Source organism: Streptomyces sp. NPDC007095 (assembly GCF_040634475.1).
Classification (GTDB): Bacteria; Actinomycetota; Actinomycetes; order Streptomycetales; family Streptomycetaceae; genus Streptomyces.
This window is the reverse complement of record NZ_JBEYFS010000038.1, coordinates 44,135-63,485: the sequence shown is the minus strand read 5'-3', so window position 1 is coordinate 63,485 and position 19,351 is coordinate 44,135. Positions and strand designations below refer to the sequence as shown.

Below are 19,351 nucleotides of genomic sequence, written 5' to 3'. Positions count from 1 at the left end.
GCTGCGTCCGCTGATCTGCCACAGGCCGGTGAGTCCGGGCTTGACCAGCAGACGCCGCCGGATGTCCGGGCGCGAACGCCGCCTACGTGCTGTACACGTCCGGGTCGACCGGGCACCCCAAGGGCGTCGTCGTCACGCACGAGGGGATCGCCGGCTACATCGACTGGCGAATCAGAACCCACGAGATCGGTCCCGGTGACCGGGTGTTGCAACGCACACCGGTGGGGTTCGACGCGGCCGGCTGGGAGATCTTCGCCCCGCAGGCCTGCGGCGCCACCCTGGTGATCGCCCCGCCGGGGGCCGAACGCGACCCTGCCGAGATCGTCAAGGCGGTTGTCGACGCCGAGGCGAGCGTTCTGCAGGTCGTGCCCTCGATTCTGCGGCTGCTGGCCGACGAGCCCGGGTGGTCGGGGTGCCGCAGCCTCAGGGTCCTGACGTCCGGCGGCGAGTCGCTGCACGCCGAGTATCTGGCCGCCGTGCCCGCGACGGCGCAGGTGTACAACACTTACGGGCCGACCGAGTGCACCATCGACGTCGCCGCACACCGATGCGACCGAGACGTGCCGTTCGGGCCCGCTCCCATCGGGCGGCCAGTGACCGGCGTACGACTGCTGGTTCTCGACCCGGGTGGCGAGCCGTGCCCGGTCGGCGTGCCCGGCGAGCTGTTCGTGGGAGGCGTGGCGCAGGCCCGCGGCTATCAGGGCCGCCCGGACCTGACCGCACAGCGCTTCGTCCCCGATCCGTACGGACCGGCCGGCGGTCGGCTCTACCGCACCGGCGACCGGGTCCGGTGGCGCGAGGACGGCAACCTGGAATACCTGGGTCGCCTCGATCAGCAGGTGAAGGTCGGCGGTGTCCGCATAGAGCCGGGCGAAGTCGAGACGGCGATCGCCGCGCATCCTCAGGTCACGGCCGCGGTCGTCGGCGCGGCGGCCGGATCCGACGGGGTGGCGCGGCTGACGGCGCATTTCGTCGGCGACGTCGCTCCGGCGACCTTGCGCTCGTTCCTGCGCGAGCGCCTGCCCGCGCCGATGATCCCCTCGGCGCTGACCTCGGTCGACCGCTTCCCGCTGCTGTCCAACGGAAAGATCGACAGATCGGCGCTGTCGAGTCTGGAGTCGGTGCTTGCTACCCGCCCGGCCTACCTCGCACCCCGCACCGACGCCGAACTTGCGGTCGCCGAAGTCTGGCAGGAACTGCTCGGCGTGGAGAAGGTCGGCGCCGACGACGACTTCTTCCAGTTGGGCGGCTACTCGTTGCTGCTCACCCGGCTCGCGCAGCGGCTGACCCGGGCGACGGGAACGGACGTCGGTCTTCAGGATCTCTACACCCACACGACCGTCGCGGATCAGGCGCTGCTGGTGGCACCGCAGGCCGACGGTCCCGGTCGCGAGGAGCCGCCGCCGATCGCCGGCGCGCCGCGGGACGGCCGACTCCCGTTGTCGTTCGGACAGAGGCGCATGTGGTTCCTCGACCGATTGCGCCCGGGCAGCGGCGAATACACCGTTCCGCTGTTCATCCGCCTCCACGGGAGGGGCGACCCGGGACAGGTCCGACGGGCGCTCGGCCGGCTTGCCGAGCGTCACGAGATTCTGCGTACCCGGTACGCGCAGGAGGACGGCGAGCCGCTTCAGATCGTCGATCCGTCCGCCCCGGTGGAACTGCGTACCAGCGAGAGCTCGAATCCGGTCGATGAGGTGAGCGCCGAGGTCGCCCGGGGCTTCGACCTGGCCGCCGGTCCGGTCTGGCGGGCGCTGCTGGTGCGCTCCGCGGACGGCCGCGGAAATGACCTGCTGTTGCTGACCTTGCACCACATCGCCTGCGACGGTTGGTCGGCGGTCATCCTGGAACGGGACTTTCACGCGCTTCTCGCCGGAGACGAGCCGGCGCCGCCGCCTGTTCAGTACGCCGACTACGCGTACTGGCAGCGGCGATGGCACACCGACGCCCGGATGGAGCGCGGCGTCGCCGCCTGGCGGGACACACTGGCGGATCTCGAACCGCTCGTTCTGCCCACGGATCGCCCGCGCCCGCCGGTCCGCGACGAGACCGGCGCCCTGGTCACCTTCGACGTGCCCGCCGAGACCACCGAAGAACTGGTACGGATCGGCCGCCGGTGCGGTGCCACGCCGTTCGCCGTGCTGCTGACCGGGCTCACCGCGTTGCTGGCACGCCGAACCGGACAGTGGGACGTGGCCGTCGGCACGCCGACCGCGGGCAGGCTGCGCCCGGAGACGCAGGACGTCGTCGGCTTCTTCCTCAATTCCCTGATCGTGCGTCCCCGGCTGCGTCCCGAGGAGGATTTCGAACGGTCGGTGCGGCGGGTCGACGAGGCCCGGCGCTTCGCCCTCGCGCACCAGGATGTGCCGTTCGACCGCCTCGTCGACGCCTACGGCGGCGAGCGGGATCTGTCCCGTACCCCGCTGTATCAGGTCGCATTCGACCTGCACGACCAGGAGCTCACCGGCGGCATGTCCAGCTCGGACGACCTGGCGGCGATGCGCGAGGCGTGGCGGGTGGCGAAGACGGATCTGACCGTCTTCGCACGCCGCAGACCCGACGGTTCGTATGCCTTCGGCTTTGAATACGCCACCGCGCTGTTCGACCGCGACACCGTCGAGGCGCTGGCCGAGCAGTTCGGTCTGCTGCTCGGCCGCCTCGCGGCCCGCCCCGATCTGCCGTTGCGTGAAGTCGATCTGCTGTCGGAGGCCGAGCACGCGCGATTCGACGCGTGGAATCGTACGGACGCCGACTTCGGCTCCGAGACGACGCTCGCGCTCTTTGAGCGGCAAGCTGCGAAGACCCCGGACGCGCCGGCGGTGACCTACGCGGGCACGGCGATGAGCTATCGCGAGTTGGACGTAAAGGCGAATCAGTTCGCCGGACTGCTGAGAGACCTCGGTGTCCGCCGCGGCGACGCGGTGGGGGTCCTGGTCGGACGCGGGCTTGATCTGCATCCGGTGCTGCTCGGCGTGTGGAAAGCGGGCGCCGCGTACGTGCCGATCGACCCGCTCTTCCCGGCGGAGCGCATCGGGCACATGCTTGCCGATGCGCGGGCGAAGGTGCTGATCAGCGAATCGGGCTACCGCACCCTGCTGCCCGAGGCGTTCGACGGCGAACTGGTCATGGTGGATCTGCACCGCGAACGCGTCGAGGACCGGCCCGGTGATCCGCTCGGCCCGCACGTCGCGCCGGAGGACACCGCCTACCTCATCTACACCTCCGGTTCCACCGGCAGGCCGAAGGGCGTGCGGGTGGCGCACCAGGGGTTGGCGAACCATCTGCAATGGGCCGTCCGCGATCTCGCCTCGCAGGGGACGACCGGTGCGCCGGTGTTCTCCTCGACCGCGTTCGATCTGGTGGTGCCCAACCTGTACGCGCCGCTGCTCGCCGGGCAGCCGGTGCACATGGTTCCGCGTGACCTTCCGGTCGCCGAACTCGGCCGAGTGCTGGCCGAGACGGGTCCGTTCAGCTTCATCAAGCTCACCCCGGGCCACCTCGAACTGCTCGCCCACCAGCTCAGCGACGCCGCCGCGGCCAGTCTCGCCTCGGTGATCGTCGTCGCCGGTGAGGCGCTGCCGGCGCGCCAGGCCGAGCATTGGCGTCGGCTGCTCGGCGACGGAAGGCTGATCAACGAATACGGCCCCACTGAGGGATCGGTCGGCTCGACGATCCATCCGGTGGCCGGCGAGCCCGTGCAGCGGATCGTGCCGCTGGGCAGACCGCTTCCGGGCGTCACCGTGTACGTGCTCGACGAGGCGTTGAACCGCGTTCCGATCGGGTCGCCGGGCGAACTGTGCGTCGGCGGTGCCGGCGTCGCCGACGGGTACACGGGCGATCCGGCCAAGACGGCGGCGCGGTTCGTGCCCGACCCCTACGGGGCGCCGGGCGAGCGGCTTTACCGCACCGGGGACCTGGCCAGGTTCGGGCCCACCGGCGACGTGATGTTCCTCGGCCGGATGGACGGCCAGCTCAAAGTGCGCGGTTACCGGGTGGAGACCGGAGAGATCGAGGCGGTGCTGCGTGAGCACCCCGGTGTCCGCGACGCCGTGGTGATCGCGGCGTCCTCCGGATCCGACGCGCCCGGTATCCCCGACTCGGGCGACGTCCAGCTGCACGCCTACTGCGTGCCAGTGGGCGCGGCAGCCTCGAGCTCCGAGCTCGCCGCCCACGTCGCGCGGCGGCTGCCCGACTACATGGTTCCGGCGGCGTTCGCGGCGATCGAGGTGATTCCGCTCAACCGCAATGGAAAGGTCGACCGGTCGGCGCTGCCGCGGATCCGGGTCGACGACGGCGCTCTCGCGCACGACGACGCTCCCACCGGACCGGCGCAGACCCGCGTCGCGTCGATCTTCTCGGCGCTGCTCGGTGTCGACCCCGGAGCGCATACGGACTTCTTCGCAGCCGGCGGGAATTCGCTTGCCGCGGTGCGGTTGATCGCCCGCATCCAGGACGAGTTCGACGTCGACCTTCCGGTGCGCACCGTCTTCGCCGGGCCGACCGTCGCCGAGCTCGCGGAGGCGGTGGAGGAGGCGATCCTGGCCGAGATCGAGAACATGTCCGACGCACAGCTCGCGGCGGCCCATCAGAAACAACTGGAACAGCAGTGAAGGGTTGACCACGATGACCGGCGTTGAAACCTCTGCCCCCGACGAGCTGCGTGCGCAACTGCTGCGCGGACGTCTGGCGGGCGGCGCGGGAGCGCGCTCCGCTACGAGCTCCCGTATCGCCCGGACCGACCGCTCGCGTCCGCTGCAGCTGTCGTTCGGACAGCAGCGGCTGTGGCTGATCGACCGGATCGATCCCGGGTCCACGGAATACGTGGTTCCGTTGGCGCTGCGCTTGCGCGGCTGGTTGGACGTACCGTCCTGGAGCCAGGCGTGGCAGGACGTCGTCGCGCGCCACGAGGTGTTGCGGACGCGCTACGTCGAACGCGGCGGCGAGCCGGAACAGTTGATCGATCCGCCGGTCGCGGCCGCCGAGCTCGAGGTGGTGGACGTCGAGTCGGCGCCGGATCCGCAGGCGCTCGCGCACGAACTCGCGACCGAGCTCTCGTCGCGGCCGTTCGACCTGGCCGCTGACTGGCCGGTGCGGGCGTTACTGATCCGGCTCGGTGCGCAGGAACACGTCCTGGCGTTGTCCTGCCATCACATCGCGCTGGACGGCTGGTCGATCGACATCCTGGTGCGCGAGCTGCGCGCGCTCTACCAGGCGCGGGTCGAGGGCAGGCCGTCCCCGCTGCCGGAGCTCGCGATCCAGTACGCCGACTACGCGGCGTGGGAGCGCGAGACGCTGGCCCGCCGGGAGAGCTTCACCTCGGCGCAGCGGTACTGGCGGGAACAGCTCGCCGGCATCGAGCCACTGGAACTGCCCACCGACCGGCCGCGGCCGGCGCGGCGGGACTGGACCGGCCGGATGGTTCCGTTCGACATCCCGGCCGAGCTGGCCGACCGGCTTCGGGCGATCGGCCGGGACCAGGACACCACCCTTTACGCGGTTCTGCTCGCCTCGTTCAACGTGCTGCTGCACCGGTACACCGGTAGCCGGGACATCAGCGTCGGGTCGCCGGTCGCGGGCCGCGGCCGTCCCGAGGCGTCGAACCTGATCGGCTTCTTCATCAACACCCTTGTTCTGCGCAACCGTTGGGAGGGCGATCCGGCCTTCGCGGAGCTGCTGCGCCAAACGGGACGCACCGTGCAGCAGGCGCTGATCAGCCAAGAGGTTCCGTTCGAGCATCTGGTGCGGGAGCTGGCACCGGACCGGGACCCGGCCCGCTCGCCGCTGTTCCAGGTCATGCTGGGCCTGCGCACCACCGGCGCCTCTGAGGCCAACCTGGCCGGGCTCACCGTCAGCGAGTTCCCGATCGCCGCCAAGTCCTCGCGATTCGACCTGACCGTGCTCGCCAGCGAGCACCCCGACGGTTCGCTCAACGGTGAGATCCTCTTTCCGACGGCGCTGTTCGAGGACGACACCGTGGAACGGATCGGGCGGCACTACCTCGCCCTGCTGCGAGCCGTCGCCGAGGCGCCGCAGCTGCCGCTCTCGCGGCTGTGCTTCCTGGAGCAGCCGGAGATCGACTTGCTCACCGAGGCGGGTTCACGACCGCGCGCCGACACCTTCGACCACGATGTGCGGGCCACGGTGCACGAGCTGTTCGAGGCCCAGGCCCTGCGCACCCCCGACGCGACCGCGATCGTGGTCGACAGCGCGAGCGGCGACGGCGCGCCTGCCACCGAGCTCAGCTACGCGCAACTGAATCAGCGGGCCAACCGGATCGCGCATCGGCTGCGGCAGCTCGGTGCCGGTCCGGAGCAGATGATCGGAATCTGCCTGGAACGCGGCGAACACCTGGTCCCCGCGCTGCTGGGCATCCTCAAATCAGGGGCCGGATATCTGCCGCTCGATCCGGCGGCGCCCTCGGATCGCCTGGGATACGTCATCGGCGACGCGCACGCCCCGATCGTGCTCACTCAGGGCGAGCACGCCGAGAAGATCGCCGCCGTGCACACCGGTGCCGTGCTCGACCTCGATTCTGAGGACCTGGCCGGCCTGCCGACCGACGATCCAAAGCCGTTGTCCGGCCCGGACAACCTGATCTACACGATCTACACCTCCGGGTCGACCGGCAAGCCCAAGGGCGTCGTTCTCACGCACGCCAATGTGGTGCGGCTGTTCACCTCCGCCGAGCGTCACTACGGGTTCTCGCCGGAAGACGTCTGGCCGCTGTTCCACTCCTACGCGTTCGACGTCTCGGTGTGGGAGCTGTGGGGCTCGCTGCTGTACGGCGGCAAGCTCGTCGTCGTCCCCGCCTCGGTCACCCGATCGCCGAGCGACTTCCTCGATGTGCTCGTGCGCCACGAGGTCACCTTCCTCAACCAGACGCCGTCGGCGTTCCGCGCCCTGGTCGCCGCAGCCGCCGACGACGATCCGCGGATCGGAAGCCTGGCATTGCGCGCGGTGGTGTTCGCGGGCGAGAAGCTGGAGCTGCCGGAGCTTCGACCGTGGACGGACCGGCTCGGCCTGGACGCGCCGTGCCTGTACAACATGTACGGGATCACCGAGACCACGGTGCACTCCACCTTCCACCGGATCACCGAGCAGGACATGGCGCCGAGCGCCCCCAACGCGATTGGCCGTCCGCTGGACGACCTGCGCATCTATCTGCTGGACAGTGACGGAGGTCTCGCCCCGATCGGCGTGCCGGGGGAGATCCATGTCGGCGGAGCGGGCGTCGCTCGCGGATACGCGGGCCGCCCGGACCTGACCGCGGCGCGCTTCGTGCCCGATCCGTTCGGCAGGCCCGGCGCCCGGCTCTACCGCAGCGGCGACATGGCACGTCGGCGCGCCGACGGTTCGCTGGAGTTCCTCGGCCGCGCCGACCACCAGGTGAAGATCCGCGGATACCGCGTCGAGCTCGGCGAGATCGAGGCGACGGTGGCGTCGGCGCCGGCGGTGCGGGACGCGGTGGTGATCGTGCGTGAGGACATACCCGGCGACAAACGGCTGGTCGCCTATGTCGTGCCGGAGGAGGGCGCGGCCGGTGAGCAAAGCACATGGGCCCAGCGGCTGCGCTCGGTCGCCGAGTCGGCGCTTCCGGCCTACATGGTCCCGTCGGCGTTCGTGACGCTGGCCGCGCTGCCCTTGACGGTCAACGGAAAGCTGGATCGGCGGGCCCTGCCCGCGCCGGACGGCGCCGCGCTCGCCGTCACCGCGCAGTACGTCGCGCCGCGTACCCCGGACGAGCAGCGGGCGGCCGAGATCTGGCGCGAGGTCCTGGGCATCGACCGGGTCGGCGTCGAGGACGGATTCTTCGAACTCGGCGGGGACTCGCTGCTCGCGGTGGCGTTGACCGGAACGATGCGTGCGGCCGGTTTCGACGTGGCGGTCAAGGACGTCTTCGAACAGCGCACCGTGGCGCAGCTCTGTGCGCACCTGGCCGGACGGGAACCCCTGGTCGAGCAGCGGCGGCCGGTCGAGCCGTTCGCGCTGCTCCCGGAGCAGGACCGCGAGCGGCTGCCCGCCGGCATCGTCGACGCCTACCCGATCTCGGGCGTGCAAATGGGCATGGTGGTCGAGATGCTCGCCGACAGCAGTGAGCGCAACTACCACAACGTCACCTCGATGAAGATCGACGACGACGCGGCCTTCGACGCCGACGCCTTCGGCCGGGCCGCCCGGACCGTGGTCGCGCGGCATGAGAATCTGCGGACCTCGTTCGACCTTGACGGCTATTCGCGTCCACTGCAGCTGGTGCACGAGAGCGCTGAGATCAGCGTCGACGTACAAGATCTGCGGGGGCAGGGTGAGCAGGAGCAGCTCGGTGCGATGCGCACGTGGATGGCCCGCGAGCGCGACCGGCCGTTCGATCTGTCCCGGCCGTCCCTGATCCGGCTGGCCGCCCATCTCACCGGCGAGAACACCTGGTGGCTGACGATCACCGAGTGCCACGCCGTGCTGGAGGGGTGGAGCTACCACCAGATGCTGATGGAGATCGTCGATCTGTTCGGGCTGTTCCGCTCCGGTCGAGAGCCGGAACCCGAGCCGGTGGCCGCGGTGCGCTACGCCGACTTCATCGCCGCCGAGCTGGAATCGCTGGCCGGCGACGAAGACGCCGTGTACTGGGCGAAGATCGTCGCCGACCGTCCGGCGTTCCGCCTTCCGCAGGGTTGGGGGGCCGATCCGGCGACGCCGCGCGAGACCTACCGGACCGGTGTGTCCTACCTGGACCTGCTGCCGCAGATCAAGGGATTCGCCGCGCGCGCACGCGTCTCGGTGAAGGCGGTGCTGCACGCCGTCCATCTCAAGGTCATGTCGATGATCACCGCGGAGGAGCGCTTCTTCTCCGGGTTGGTGTGCGACGCGCGGCCCGAGGCGGTCGGCGCCGACCGCGTCTACGGCATGTACCTGAACACCGTGCCGTTCCCGTTCGAAGGCGCCACGGGGACCTGGACCGAGCTGGTGCGGCGGGTGTTCGCCGCGGAGATCGACCTGTGGCCGCACCGCCGTCACCCGATCCCGGCGATTCAGCGGGCCGCGGGTGGCGAGCGGATGATCGACGCCTACTTCAACTTCATCGACTTCCACGTGGTCGACGGCGAACGCGTCGACTATCTCAAGACCATGGACATCAGCCCGAACGAGTTCTCGCTTCGGGTCACCACGCAGGCCAAGCACTTCTCGGTCACCGTCAACACCCACGTCGTCAGCAAGGCCAACGCCGACCGGCTGGCGGCCATGTACCGCGCGGTGCTGGAGACGATGCTCACCGATCCGGACGGCGACGCGTCGGAGGTTCCGCTTGCCGACGAGGATCTGCGGGTGCTCGACGGGCTGGTCGGCGCGCCGCTTCCCGCGCAGCAGCGTCCGCCGGCGCCGGCGGCGTTCCATACGCTGGCCGTGGAGCGTCCCGACGACGTAGCGGTGGTCTGCGACGGCGAGCAGGTCGATTACGGCGAGCTGGACCGTCGCTCCGATCTCGTCGCGGAATTGCTGCGACGGCGGGGTGTCGCCCGCGGAGACGTCGTCGCGGTGTCGATGCGGCGCACCCCGGCGATGATCGCGGCCCTGCTGGGCGTGTGGAAGGCCGGAGCGGCCTATCTGCCGTTGGACGCGGGGCTGCCGGCGGAGCGGGCGCGGTACATGCTCGCCGATTCCGGCGCGCGCATCGTCCTCGACGACGCGGTCTTGGATCTCGCCCAGGACTCGACGGCGCCGGCACCGACGGCACCCACGGCGGTATGGGCGGACGACGATCTGGCCTACGTGATCTACACGTCCGGATCCACCGGCAGGCCCAAGGGCGTGGAGATCGGCCACGGCGCACTGGCCAATCTGCTCGCCTCGATGCGCGACGTCGCGGGCGCCGGCTGCTGGCTGGCCTCGACCGCGCTCTCGTTCGACATCTGCGGACTCGAGCTGTTCGGCCCGCTGACCGCGGGCGGACGGATCGTGCTCGCCGCGGACAGCCAGATGCGCGACGGCGCCGAGCTGGTGCGGCTGGTGGAGGAACACGGCGTCGACCATGTGCAGGCCACCCCGTCCGGCTGGAAGATGCTGCTGGCGGCCGGGTTCGACGGACCCGAGGTGACCGCGCTGTGCGGCGGCGAGGCGCTGCCGCTCGATCTGGCCCGTCGGATCCGCGGCCGGGTCGGCCGCCTGATCAACGTGTACGGACCCACCGAGACCACCATCTGGTCCACCGCGTGGGAGGTGCCGGCCCAGCCGGATCGGGTGGTCGTCGGAGCCCCTGTCGCCGCCACCCGGCTGCGGGTGCTCGACTCGCGCGGAGGCCGGGTTCCGGTCGGCGTCGTCGGCGAGCTCGTCATCGGCGGTGCGGGCGTGGCCCGTGGATACCACGCGTTGCCGCGGCTGACCGCGGCCCGCTTCACCCCGGCGGAGACGGGCGACCGGGAATACCGCACCGGGGATCTGGTCCGGGTGGGCGAGGACGGCGAGATCGAGTTCCTCGGACGCGCCGACGATCAGGTGAAGGTGCGCGGGCACCGCATCGAGCTCGGCGAGATCGAGACGGTGCTGCGCACCGCACCGGGCGTGCGCGACGTCGTCGTCATGGCCCGCGGCGCGGAGGACAAGACGCTGGTCGCCTATGTGATCGGCGCCCTCGACGGCCTGGCCGGGTTTGCCGCCGAAGCCCTGCCCTCCTACATGGTCCCCTCGGTTTACACGGCGTTGGATGCGTTCCCGCTCAATCCGGCGGGCAAGGTCGACCGCCTGGCGCTGCCCGAGCCCGAATACGCGGCGGCTGAGAAGTTCACCGCGCCCAGCGGCGTCGACGAGGAGCGGATCGCGTTGATCTGGCGGCAGGCGCTGGACGTGCCGCGGGTCGGCGCCCTCGACGGGTTCTTCGAACTCGGCGGCGATTCGATCAAGGCGGTGGGTCTGGTCGGTGCGCTCAGGGCGGCCGGCTACGACGCCTCGGCCCGGGACGTGTTCGAGCACTCCACGGTGCGCACGCTTGCCGCGCACTTGAGCGGCCGTCCCGTGCCGCGGGAGTCCGCGGCCCCGGTCGAACCGTTCGCGTTGGCGCCGCGGGGTCTCCTCCTGCCGGACGGCGTCGTGGACGCCTATCCGTTGTCGATGGTGCAACTGGGGATGGTCGCCCAGATGCTCTCCGGCACTGGCAGCAGCCGCTATCACACGGTGACCGCCTTTCCGGTCAACGACGGCGTCCCGTTCGACGAACAAGCGCTGCGGCGGGCGATGGCCGTCGTCGTTGAGCGGCACGAGATCCTGCGGACCTCCATCGAGTTGACCAAATACGGCACGCCGCTGCAATTGGTGCACGCGCATGCCGAGCTGCCGGTCGCGGTCAAGGATCTGCGCGGATACGGCACACACGAGGCGAGCGAGGCGATGCAGAGCTTCGCCGCCGTGGAACGCTCTGCACCGATGACGCTCACCGACGCGCCGTTGATGCGCTTGACGGCGTCCGTCGTCGACCACGGCACCTGGTGGCTTTCGATCGCCTACTGCCACGCGATCCTGGAGGGCTTCAGCCAGCATGCGCTGACGGCCGAGTTGCTGCGCACATACGCGACCCTGCGCGACGGCGGTGAACTCGAGCCGTGGCAGGCTCCGACGGTGCGATTCGCGGACTACATTGCCGCGGAGCTCGCGTCGCTCGACTCGGAGGAGGACCGCGCCTATTGGGCGTCCGTCGTCGCCGGCCGGCGCAATGCCGTTCTGCCCGCGGGGTGGCACGACCCTGACCTGCCGAGGTCGGACTACCGTCGGCGGATTCCCTTCCACGATCTGCGGCCGGGCCTGACCGCCCTGGCCGTCCGCTCCCGTACCTCGCTCAAGAGCGTCCTGCACGCGGCGCATCTGAAGGTGATGAGTTCGCTCCTGGGCGACGAGCCGTTCTTCGACGGGCTGGTGTGCGACGGACGTCCGGAGATGGTCGGCGCGGACCGGGTGTACGGGATGTACCTGAACTCGGTGCCGTTCGCCTTCGACGGGATCGCCGCGGGCAGCACCTGGGTGGACCTGGTCCGGACGGTGTTCGCTCGGGAGGTCGAGCTGTGGCCGCATCGGCGCCATCCGCTGCCGGAGATCGCCCGGAGTTCCGGTGACGGTCAGCTGCTCACCGTGCTCTTCAACTACCTCGACTTCAGCGCGTTCTCCTCCGACCTGATCGACGCCGCGGAGGCGATCGGCGAGGGGGCGACCGAGTTCGACCTCGCGGTCACCACGGGCGGCGGCCATGTCACGTTGGCCACGCACACCGGCGTGTTGTCGCTGCGCAACGCCGACCGCATCGGCCAGATGTACCGCGCCGTGCTGGAGGCCATGGCCGCCGACCCGGACGGGGATGCGTGCGTCGCCTATCTGCCGGACGGCGAACGGGAGCGGGCGACGGCCGTTCGCGGACCCGTCCTCGATCGCGGACCCGGCGTTCTGGAGACCATCGAGCGGCAGGCACGCGCCACCCCCGACGCCGTCGCCGTGATCCATGGCGACGAGCGGATCAGCTTCGCCGAGCTGGACGCCCGCGCGAGCGCACTCGCCGTCCGGCTGCGAGAACTCGGCGTCGCCGCCGAGTCGACGGTCGGAGTGCTACTGGGACGCACTGCCGAGCTGTTGGTCGCGTTCCTGGGCGTTTGGAAGGCGGGCGGCGCCTACGTGCCGATCGATCCGACGCTGCCGCAGGAACGCGTCGACCACATGCTCGGTGACTCCCGGTCCTGCGCGGTGATCACGCTGGACAGGCACCGGGACCTGCTCGGTGGATTCGACGGACCGGTGATCGACGTCGCCGCGGTCGAGCCGGGCACGCCGATCGAGAGCGGCCGCGACCTGGATCCCGACTCGCTCGCGTACGTCATCTACACGTCGGGATCGACCGGCAGGCCGAAGGGTGTGCAGAACACCCATCGGGGCGTGTCCACCTATCTGCGCTGGTCGGTCGAGCAGTACGCCGGCGCTCCCGGTGGCGCCCCGCTGTTGTCCTCGCCGTCGTTCGACATGGTGGTCACCATCCTGTACGCGCCGTTGATGACCGGCGACCCGGTGACGATCTTCGACGAGGAGACCCCGATCGAGGATCTCGGCCTGTTGCTGCTGGAGTCCGGCCCGTTCAGCTTCGTCAAGGTCGCACCGACCCTGCTCGACCTGCTGTCCGGCCAGCTCGGTCCGCGGCAGGCGGCGGAGATCGCCGCCGTCGCGGTCGCCGGCGGCGAGGTCTTCGACACCGGATTGGCGCGGCGCTGGGCACGGCTGGCGAGGGGCGCTCGTGACGGTCGAACGGTGCGGATCGTCAACGAGTACGGTCCCACCGAGATCACCGTCGGCAACAGCGCGCACATCGCCGACGGCACCGAGGGCGGCGACCAACTGCCGATCGGGGTGCCGATCCCGAACACCAGCATGTACGTGCTCGACCGCCACATGGAACCGGTGCCGGTCGGCGTGGTCGGCGAGATCTATGTCGGCGGCGACGGATTGGCCCGCGGATACGGGCAGTTGCCGGGCCGCACCGCGGCGACCTTCGTGCCCGACCCGTACGGCCCGGCCGGATCGCGGCTGTACCGCACCGGAGATCGCGGCCGGATGCGGACGGACGGCGAGTTCGAGTTCGTGGAACGCGCGGATGACCAGGTGAAGGTGCACGGATACCGTGTCGAACTCGGCGAGGTCGAGGCGGCGTTGTCCGGCTGCGCGGGCGTCCGCCGGGCCGTCGTCACCGTGCGCGGCGGCGTCGGTGCCCGGGAGCTGATCGGCTACGCGAGCCCGGAACGCGGAAAGGTGCTTTCTGCCGCCGGCCTGCGTGCCGAACTCGCCGCCCGGCTGCCCGGCTACATGGTGCCGTCCTTCATCGTGCCGGTTGCGAGCATTCCGGTGACCGCCAACGGGAAGGTCGATCGCGCCGCGCTGCCCGAGCCGGCGTCGGTCGATCGCGAGCAGGGTACCGACGCGCCGTCGATGACGGCGCAGCAGGAGGCGATCGCCGCGGTGTGGCGCGAGGTGCTCGGCTTGGAGCACCTGGCGGTCGACGACGCGTTCTTCGACGTCGGTGGCGACTCGATCAAGGCCGTGAGTCTGGTGGGGGCGTTGCGCGCGGGCGGATACGACGTGTCTGTGCGGGACGTGTTCGAACAGCGCACGGTGGCCGGGCTGGCCGAGGCGCTCGCGTCCCGTGAGACCATCGCGGCGCCCGCCGCCCCGAGCGTGGCGCGGTTTGCCCTGGCACCCGGGGGATCGGTCTTCCCGGACGACGTGGTGGACGCCTATCCGATCTCCCAGGTGCAGTTGGGCATGCTCACCGAGATGCTCGCCGCGGATCCTGAGCGTGATCGTCCGTATCACACGGTGACCGCGTTCCCGGTCAGCGACGGCCGTCCGTTCTCCGAGCGGGCGTTGAGGGAGGCCGCGGCGATCGTGACGCAGCGCCACGAGGTGCTGCGGACCTCCTTCGACCTGACCGGTCATCCGATTCCGTTGCAGCTGGTGCACGGCCAGGTCGCCGTCCCGGTGACCGTGCAGGATCTGCGCGGCCGTCCGGCGACGGAGCGGGAGGCGTCGATCCGAGCAGCGGTGGAGCGGGAGACCAGGGCGCTGTTCGATGTGGAGAAGGCGCCGCTGATGCGCATCGGCGCGTATCTCGTCGCGGACGACACCTGGTGGCTGTGCCTGACGCATTGCCATGCCGTACTGGAGGGCTGGAGCCATCACAGCCTGCTCGCCGAGCTGATCGGCGCGTATACGCGGCTTCGCGACGGCGTCGCGCTCGAGCCGCATCGCCCGCAAGCCGTGCGCTACGCCGATTTCATCGCGGCAGAGCACGAGGCGGTTCAAGCCGGCGACGACGTCGAGTTCTGGCGGCGACGCGTGGCCGACGTCGCCAAGTTCACGCTGCCGCAGCACTGGGCGGTGCCGGTGGGCCGGCCGAAGAGGTTCCAGGTCCGCGTTCCGTTCGCCGACCTGGCGTCCGGGCTGCGGTCGGCGGTCTACGCGTCGCAGACCTCGATGAAGGCGGTGCTGCATGCGGCCCACCTCAAGGTCATGAGCATGCTCACCCATGAGCCCCGCTTCCACACCGGCCTCGTCGTCGACGCCCGTCCGGAGGCGTCCGGCGCCGAACGGGTCTACGGGATGTATCTCAACAGCGTTCCCTTCGTGTTCGAGCGCACCGCCGCCACCTGGAGCGAGTTGGCCAGGCAGGTGTACGACCAGGAGACAGAGCTCTGGCCGCACCGGCGGCTGCCGCTGCCCGCCCTGCAGCGCGCGGTCGGGGACAGCGACCTGATCGACGTGCTCTTCAACTACCTGGACTTCCACGAGTTCGAGGCCGAATACGAGACGATCGCCCCCGACGCACAGGCGGCGGTGATCGGTGCCGGCTCCAACGACTCTCCGTTCTCGGTGACCACCGGCGGCGGCTTCATCACCATCTCCACCGACACCCGGGTGCTCTCCCATGAGCACGCCGGGCGGATCGCCCAGCTGTATCGGGCGGTGCTGGTGGCGATCGCCTCGGATCCGGACGGCGACGCGACCGCGACCTTCCTGCCGGACGGGGAGTCGGACCGGCAGCTGCGGGCCTGGAACAGCCACGAGAAGCCGCGTCCGCAGGAATCGGTGCTCGCCACGATCGAGCGCCGAGCGTCGAGTGTCCCGGACGCCTGCGCAGTCGTCGCCGGCGAACACCGGCTCACCTTCGCGGAGCTGGACGCACGGGCGTCGGCGCTGGCGGCCCGGCTGCGCGCCGCGGGTGTCGGCGCCGAGACCACCGTGGGCGTGCTGCTGGATCGGGGCCCCGAGCTGATCGTCGCGTTCCTGGCGGTGTGGAAGGCGCGCGGCGCGTACGTGCCGCTCGATCCGGACCTGCCGGCCGGTCGCATCGGATACATGCTCGCCGATTCCGGTGCGCGGGTCGTACTCACCGAATCCGAGGAGCGGTTCGCGGCGATCCTGCCGGGATACGACGGCACGGTCGTCACCGACTTCAGCGCCGGGGGAACGCCGCCTGAGCGGACGGCCGATCTCGACCCGCAGAGCCTCGCCTATGTGATCTACACCTCCGGATCGACGGGACGGCCGAAGGGCGTGCAGATATCGCACGCCGGTCTCGCCAACTATCTGTGGTGGGCGGTGGAGGGCTACGGCGCCCACGGAAGGGGCGGCGCCCCGCTGTTCTCGTCGATCGCCTTCGACATGGTGGTGCCGAACATCTACGCGCCGCTGATGGCGGGCGAACCGGTGACGTTGCTGCCCCCGCGGTTCGAACTGGACGATCTGGGCCAACTGCTGGCGCGCGGTGCCCCGTACAGCTTCATCAAGCTGACGCCGGGCCATCTGGACCTGCTCACGCACCAGCTCGGCGCCGAGCAGGCCGCGACGCTCGCCGGAATGCTCGCCGTCGGCGCGGACTCCTTCCCCGCCCGGATCGCCGACCGGTGGTTCGAGCTCGTCGGCGTCGGGCCCGGCCCGCGGATGCTCAACGAGTACGGCCCGACCGAGATCTCGGTGGCCAACAGCGTCCATCACCTCGACGGACCGGTCGAGGGCGAGGTCGTCTCGATCGGCTTGCCCGTACCCAACACCACCATGTACGTGCTCGACGGCCGCATGCGGCCACTGCCGGTGGGGTGCGTCGGTGAGATCTATATCGGCGGGGCGGGCTTGGCCCGCGGTTACGCCAACCTCCCGGCACGCACCGCCGCCGCGTTCGTGCCCGACCCGTTCGGACCGGCCGGATCGCGGCTCTACCGCACCGGCGACCTGGCCCGGATCCGCCCGGACGGCAACGTCGAGTTCCTGGGCCGCACCGACCATCAGATCAAACTGCGCGGATACCGCATCGAGCCGGACGAGGTTCAGCAGGTACTTGCCGCGCATCCGGCGGTCAAGGACGTCGTGGTGATCGTTCGCGAGGAGACGCTCGTCGCGTATCACGTGCCGGCGTCCGAACCGGCGGCGACGCACGAGGAACTGGCGGCGCACTGTTCGAAGAAGCTGCCCCCCTACATGGTTCCGGCGGCCTACGTCGCGCTGGACGGTCTGCCGTTGAACGCCAATGGCAAACTCGACCGCGGCGCGCTGCCGGCGCCGGGAGCGAGTGGACCGAACGCCATGCCGGTCGTCCCGCCGCGCACCCCGACCCAACGGGCGCTGGCGGCGTTGTGGAGTGCCGCGCTCGGCGTCGACGAGATCGGCGTCGAGCATGACTTCTTCGCTCTGGGCGGCCATTCGCTGCTCATGCTGCGCATCGTCGCGCAAGCCCGTAAACAGGGAATGGACCTGTCCGTACGGGACTTGGTGCGTGAGCGCACGGTGGAGCGGCTCGCGGCGCATATCGACTCGCAAGCCGCGGCGCACAGCACGGCGTTGGTGTGGCTGGCTGAAACCGGGCCGCGGCGCACCCTGTTCGTTCCGCACACCGAGGGCGGCAGCGCGCACTGGTTCGTGCCGCTGGCGGACCGGCTGGACGGAGTGCGTCCAGTGGCGGCGTTCGAGGTCGTCGAACCAGGTTCGGTCCGGCAGATGGCCGTGCGCTATCTGCCGGAACTGCTCGCCGCGCAACCCGAAGGGCCGCACACCCTGTTGGGCTGGTCCTCCGGCGCGACGATCGCCTGGGAGATGTCCCGGCTGCTGGTCGAACGCGGCTATGGTGCACCGGAACTGATCCTCGTCGACCCGCTGGCCGATCTGGAACCGACGGCGTCCGCGCCGAGGCATGCCGGTGAGATCCTCACCGAACTGCTCGACGCTCGCGGCCTGGACGACGCGGTGCGTGAGCAGGCCGTGTCGGAGCTGCTGGCCAAGATCGGCATTGCCGGCGGGGCCGGCGCGCTCGACGACGTGGCCGGCCATGTCGAGTCGTGGCGGACGCTGACGCGCGCGTGCATCGACTACCGGTACGAAGACACGGTCTCGCCGGTGCGTCTGATCGTCACCGATGCGTGCGCCGAGGGAACGCACTCCGTGTCCCGTGGCCACTCCTACCGGCGTTATCTGAGCCGGTGGGCGCAGCTGTGCGGCGCCGGCCTGCGGGTCGATCGGTTGCCGGGAAGCCATGAGTCGCCGTTCGCGAAGCCCGGCACCAGCCTGCTCGCCGCGTTGGTCAACGAGGTGATGACGGATTGAGTTCGCCCCGGCCGCTGCGCGCCAACCGCGACTTCCTGCTGCTGTGGACCGGCGCGGGCCTGGCCTTCGTCGGATCACGGATCAGCACGGTGGCCTATCCGATGCTCGTCCTGGCCTACACCGGGTCGGCGTCGGACGCCGGGATCGTCGGGTTCTTCGCCAATCTGCCGTACCTGCTGCAGCTGGCCGGCGGGGTGCTCGCCGATCGAGTGGATCGCAGACGACTGATGATCGTCTGCGACTTGGGGCGGATCATCGCCGTCACCACCTTGATCGCTGCCGTGGCGGGCGGGCGGTTCTGGCTGCCCCAGGTGGCCTGCGTCGCCTTCTGCGACAACGGGCTGGCGATCCTGTACCGGATAGCCGAGCGTGCCTCGGTGCGCAATCTGGTACGCGACGACGACCTTCCGGTCGCGCTGTCCCGCAACGAGGCACGGCAGCGCGGCGCCGGGCTGATCGGAGCCCCGATCGGCAGCTTCCTGTTCGCCCTGGCCCGATGGGCGCCGTTCGTCTCCACCTTGGCCAGCTCGTTGGCGTCGCTGGTGTCGCTGATGATGATCCGCACCAAGTTCCAGACGGAGCGGGTGAAAGCGCCCCGTCGCTCGATGGTGGCGGATCTCAGAGCGGGTCTGGCCTGGGCGTGGCATCAGCCGATCGTGCGGGTGATCGCCCTGTTGATCGCCGGAAGCAACATGTTGTTCGCCGCCTTGACACTGTCGCTGCAGTACATCGTCCGCAATGAACACTCCTCGGCGGCGGAGGCAGGTGTCGCGATCGGCGTGATCTTCGGGATCTCGGGCGTCGGCGGACTGCTGGGCGCGCTGAACGCGGCGTGGTGGACGCGGGTCGCGTCGCTGCCCGCGCTCGTCATCGGCTGCAACGCCGTCTGGGCCGTGCTCATGCCGATGGTCGCGGTGGTGCGCTCGCCGGTCGGCCTCGGCGCCCTGTTCGCCGGAATGGGATACGCGGGCGCCCTCTGGAATGTGGCGGCCGCCGCGTATCAGCAGCGAGTGACGCCGGACGAGCTGCAGGGACGACTACTCTCCGTCGCCATATTGGTCGCGTACGGTACTGTTCCCCTGGGATCCATGGCAGGAGGATTCCTTCTGAACTCATGGGGCGCAGTGCATACCGTGCTGGCGTTGGGGGCGTGCATGGCGGGATTGGCTGTGTGGACCGCGCTCAGCCCGGCGATCCGCGAACTCGCGACGGCACCACACGACTTGGCGTCGCAGACCTGAAGATC

The 19,351-nt window shown here is 70.3% G+C and carries 3 protein-coding genes and 1 pseudogene; all 4 read left to right on the top strand.

Annotated features, from left to right (window positions below):
* Positions 1-83: 83 nt before the first annotated feature.
* Positions 84-863, top strand: a pseudogene (locus tag ABZ656_RS15690) (AMP-binding protein); the annotation flags it as partial.
* Entirely contained in the window at positions 840-4,610 is a 3,771-nt protein-coding gene (locus ABZ656_RS15685) for an amino acid adenylation domain-containing protein (RefSeq protein ID WP_360268312.1), read from the top strand. The pseudogene ABZ656_RS15690 and the gene ABZ656_RS15685, both read left to right, overlap by 24 nt.
* Positions 4,611-4,623: 13 nt before the next feature.
* Positions 4,624-18,105, top strand: a complete 13,482-nt coding sequence (locus ABZ656_RS15680; protein ID WP_360268304.1) for an amino acid adenylation domain-containing protein — start codon at positions 4,624-4,626, stop codon at positions 18,103-18,105.
* Complete coding sequence (locus tag ABZ656_RS15675; RefSeq protein WP_360268301.1) at positions 18,102-19,346, top strand: MFS transporter; 1,245 nt, start codon at positions 18,102-18,104, stop codon at positions 19,344-19,346. Before ABZ656_RS15680 ends, ABZ656_RS15675 begins: the two co-directional genes overlap by 4 nt.
* The last annotated feature ends 5 nt before the right edge of the window (positions 19,347-19,351 follow it).

Excerpts from the sequence above, each read along its gene's own strand:
- ABZ656_RS15680 (WP_360268304.1), top strand. The coding sequence starts at position 4,624 with ATGACCGGCGTTGAAACCTCTGCCCCCGACGAGCTGCGTGCGCAACTG.